A 3,747-nucleotide genomic window follows, 5' to 3' on the forward strand; every position below is an offset into this window, starting at 1 on the left:
TCGAGCCATTATATGCAGTAGAGGGGGAAACTCAAGGATTAGATTTTAGGAAATCGTAAAATTGAAGTTGCTGTTTTGGGTCTTTTAGCATGATGCAAAGCCGTTGCATAAAATCATTAGGTGATTCATTCTCTTGCTTCAAATGTTTGAATTTTTTATTTCTGGACATGCCGTAAGAAATTCGGTTGATCTGCATATTTGGAAAATCTATAAACTTAGGTTCATCGACCTGTTTGATTGGTGCTGATTGTATTTTCTTAGAACCAAAGCCGAGCTGTTCCAGTAGCGGATAAAACATCCTGAATTTTTTTGGCTCTAAAAGCATGTCTGCAAGGCGTTTCGTAAAGTCTTCGGATGACTCTCCGATCTCTGCATATTCGCTACCAACTTCGGGCAGTTCAGATAATTTGTGTGCAAACAAATGCCGTTGTGCATCGGTCATTTCGACAAAGAAATCAGGTGTGTTTGGATCTCGTTTAGGGTCGGTTTTTTGTTGTTTTTTTGGCTGTGCCTTCTGTTTAAATCGGAATGAAAAACCAATAATATTACGTCCTCTTTTGTGCTGTTCTTCTTTGACAGTAATATCTGTATTTTCATTGATTTGCTTTAATGATGGTTCTAAAACACGCTTTTTAAAGTCGTGCATTCGATGATATTCACTTTCTAATACTCCCAATCTTTCTCTGAACTCACTTAGCTCAATAATTGGTGTTTTCCCACTACTACGCCAAGCAATCAAAAGTTCATAAAGTCTAATGGCGTAGCCAGTGGAAAGCCCTTTTACTTGCTCTAACTCATAGCTCGTAAATTGTTTTTCTAGCCGAGTTATTAAAGGGATAATTGCAGGTGAAAAAATTAACTCAACAGATGCCGTTTTTTCGATGTATGCAATTTGAGAAACCCAACGTGAGGTAATATGAGCTACTCCTTTTCCTCTTGGTTCTTGATAGCTAAATTGACGAGCAAACAAGTCTTTACAGGCTTCTTTTAGTGCTTGATAAGCACCATTTTTCAATACATCAAAGTGGTTGATATAGCTCTCTGCGTGAATAGTTAAAGGGTCATTCGCATTAATACCTTTACCACTTTCACGGGCTTCAATTATTGCTAAAAGAATTAACCGTTGTTCCACTAGGTCAAGATTGTAGCTGGCATTAATTAAAGCGTTATCTTTCACAATTAAATCTTTCATATAGCGTCTTATTTTATTATGTCGTCTTATTGATCTTATGTGAAGCCTTATCAAGAAGCAATAAGCAGACATATTTTATTTTGTCGCATCTTGCAAACTAAACGTGCTTAAAACGACATGTTTTATTTTGTCTTTCAAAGCACACTAAGTGTCGTCTTATTGAGAATTTCTAGCACACTAAGTGTCGTCTTTTAGCACACTAAGTGTCGTCTTATGTCCTCTGAAACGCACGTATATCAATGCTTTCAGACTGCTTAAAAGCATTTAAAAGCTTTTTTATTATTAAAAGCCCAAAAAAATTAAAAACGGCATTTAAAACTGCCCTATGTTTTCGCTTCGCTCAAACTCTATTGAATCTCGCTGCGCTCGATTCCTGGGGGCAGTTTTTTTCAAAGACCGGCTAGGACGCTAAAAACAAGAATGGATTCGCTTCGCTCATAAAGCTTTATGCTCGCTTCGCTCGTCATGGAGCCAGTGGCTACAGTCGCTTTGCTCTGTAAATCTCGTTATGAAGCAACAGGGAGCTTGTAATCAGGGAAAAGGCAGGGGCAAATTTTTATAATGCTCAGTCGCTCGTAGACACTCGCTCGGTTACTTGATCAATTTGTTTAGTTGTTCTTCAAAATCTTGCTTGTTTAAATCACCTGAAACGTACTGATCATAAAGTTTTTGATGATCTTCAGTGATTTCTAAATCGTAATATTCTCGATCTGATTTCTTTAAAAACACCTCTGACAAACGATTATTTTTTTCAGCATCACTCAATTTCATGGTCTAAATGCTCCTATTTTGCGTTTATTGGCGTTTTTAGCCCTGTTTAGCTAGATTTCCCTGTTTTGAAGAAAAGTGCGCTTAAAGGCGATTTTAGGCGGTTTTAAGCCATGTGTGAAAATTTGATATTTTAAAAGTTGCCGATCGGCAACTTTTAGCGGTTTGGGGGATTTATCATTTTCCGACAGCAGGAGGGAATGCACGCTTCCGCGTTTCTCTCCGAGAAACAAAAAAACGGCCTCTGAAAAAGATAAAAATAAGCCCCAAAAGTTGGGGCGTTTTGAAATCTTTTTTAGGTGGTGTCTCTGGCACTTTTAAACAACTCATGGATGCCACAGGTCCATTATGGAAGAAGCAGGCTTTTAAAGGAAAATTAGCCGCAGGATTTACTGTTTCCTCATTACCTGCTGGGGATAAGCAATCGACCCTGATTTCGCTTTTCACCTTTTCGATGCAACACGGTATGGTATGGGTCGGCAACCCTATTTTACCTGAGCAACATCAAGGTGTTCCGTATACGCAAGCAGCCAATCGTCTCGGCTCATGGTCTGGTCTTATGGCACAAGCCGAACATGCCAGTGCGGCAGATGCTTTTGATATTGGCGATATTAAAACCGCTCAGTTATTTGGACAAAACTTTGCATTTCGCTTAAATGCATATCAAGGAACATGATCAAATGAAAGAGTCTAGTCTTTAATTTCCATATGTTTTTTAATCTCGGGCATTACTACATTAAAAACATTAGGTGTTATCAATAGTTTCTTTTCTATGTGAATGTCAGCATGGATTAGGAATATCTCTTATGAAGAAGATCCTGTCAGGATGATGGGTTTTCTTTATTTATCTTACAAATTCTGAAAATATCTATACGTTGCCATCATTCTTATCTTTTTTGCAGCATTTATCGCTGGAGAATGAATAACCCTCATATCCATTAAATACACATCCCCTTGTACGCCAGTTAATTCAATGATCTCTAATTTTTTATTCTGAAAATCAAAAGGCTGATTTAATATTTTCGTACTCAATAAATGATTCAGCTGACTTGAAGAAGATCGTTCAGTTAAATGATGTGAACCTTTCAAAACTAGAGTTCCACCACCATGAGGTTGAATATCATCAATGATTAAAAAAAATTGCAGTGACTCAAAAGCTGTTGAATGTGAATCGACATGCCATTTTAAATCATTCAGTGTCCATTTTTCCTGTTGAGGTAATGTCAGTAGAAGTTGCTGTTTCTGATCAGAGTAAAACTTTTTAGCAAAAATTTTGAATACAACTTCACCCAAAATATCTGAATATTTTTCTAAAGTTTTTGGCTGTTTAACTGTTCTGGACAACATGACAATCTGTTGAAAATGACTCAATTTTTTCAATTCTTTAGAGATTATTTTATTATTTTCATAAATTTTTAAACGTTTCAGTTCTTCAACCAAACTCTCTTTGATTAAATTTACTTCTTTTTTATCAATAAACTGAGATAGCTTAACAATTCCATCAACACTTAAGTCAGTTTTAATTTGTTTTAACTTTATTTGATCCAAATCGGCTCCATTATGATTCATTTTAAAAATTTCCAATCCCTAAGATTCAATCAGCTCTACTTAGGCAATAGCCTTAATAAACCAGCATTTTTTCCATCTTCCAACACCCAAATCGAGCCATTATATGCAGTAGAGGGGGAAACTCAAGGATTAGATTTTAGGAAATCGTAAAATTGAAGTTGCTGTTTTGGGTCTTTTAGCATGATGCAAAGCCGTTGCATAAAATCATTAGGTGATTC

2 protein-coding genes and 2 pseudogenes are annotated in these 3,747 nt (G+C 36.4%); 1 reads left to right on the forward strand and 3 read right to left on the reverse strand.

The annotated features are described in order from the left end of the window. Nucleotides 1-265: 265 nt before the first annotated feature. A pseudogene (gene repM / locus FTU12_RS16130) lies at nt 266-1,192 on the reverse strand (replication initiation protein RepM); the annotation flags it as partial. Between the two features lie 591 nt (nt 1,193-1,783). Then, nucleotides 1,784-1,963: a hypothetical protein gene (locus tag FTU12_RS16135; protein WP_020847111.1), complete on the reverse strand. Its 180-nt coding sequence runs from the start codon at nt 1,961-1,963 to the stop codon at nt 1,784-1,786. Between the two features lie 292 nt (nt 1,964-2,255). On the opposite strand from FTU12_RS16135, the pseudogene FTU12_RS16140 reads away from it, so the two are divergent. After that, nucleotides 2,256-2,636 (forward strand): annotated as a pseudogene (locus tag FTU12_RS16140) (flavodoxin family protein); the annotation flags it as partial. Between the two features lie 173 nt (nt 2,637-2,809). Here the strand turns inward: FTU12_RS16140 and FTU12_RS16145 are convergent. Beyond that, nucleotides 2,810-3,529: a phytanoyl-CoA dioxygenase family protein gene (locus FTU12_RS16145; RefSeq protein ID WP_087554354.1), complete on the reverse strand. Its 720-nt coding sequence runs from the start codon at nt 3,527-3,529 to the stop codon at nt 2,810-2,812. Between the last annotated feature and the right edge of the window lie 218 nt (nt 3,530-3,747).

This window comes from Acinetobacter sp. YH12063, assembly GCF_013419715.1.
Classification (GTDB): Bacteria; Pseudomonadota; Gammaproteobacteria; order Pseudomonadales; family Moraxellaceae; genus Acinetobacter; species Acinetobacter amyesii.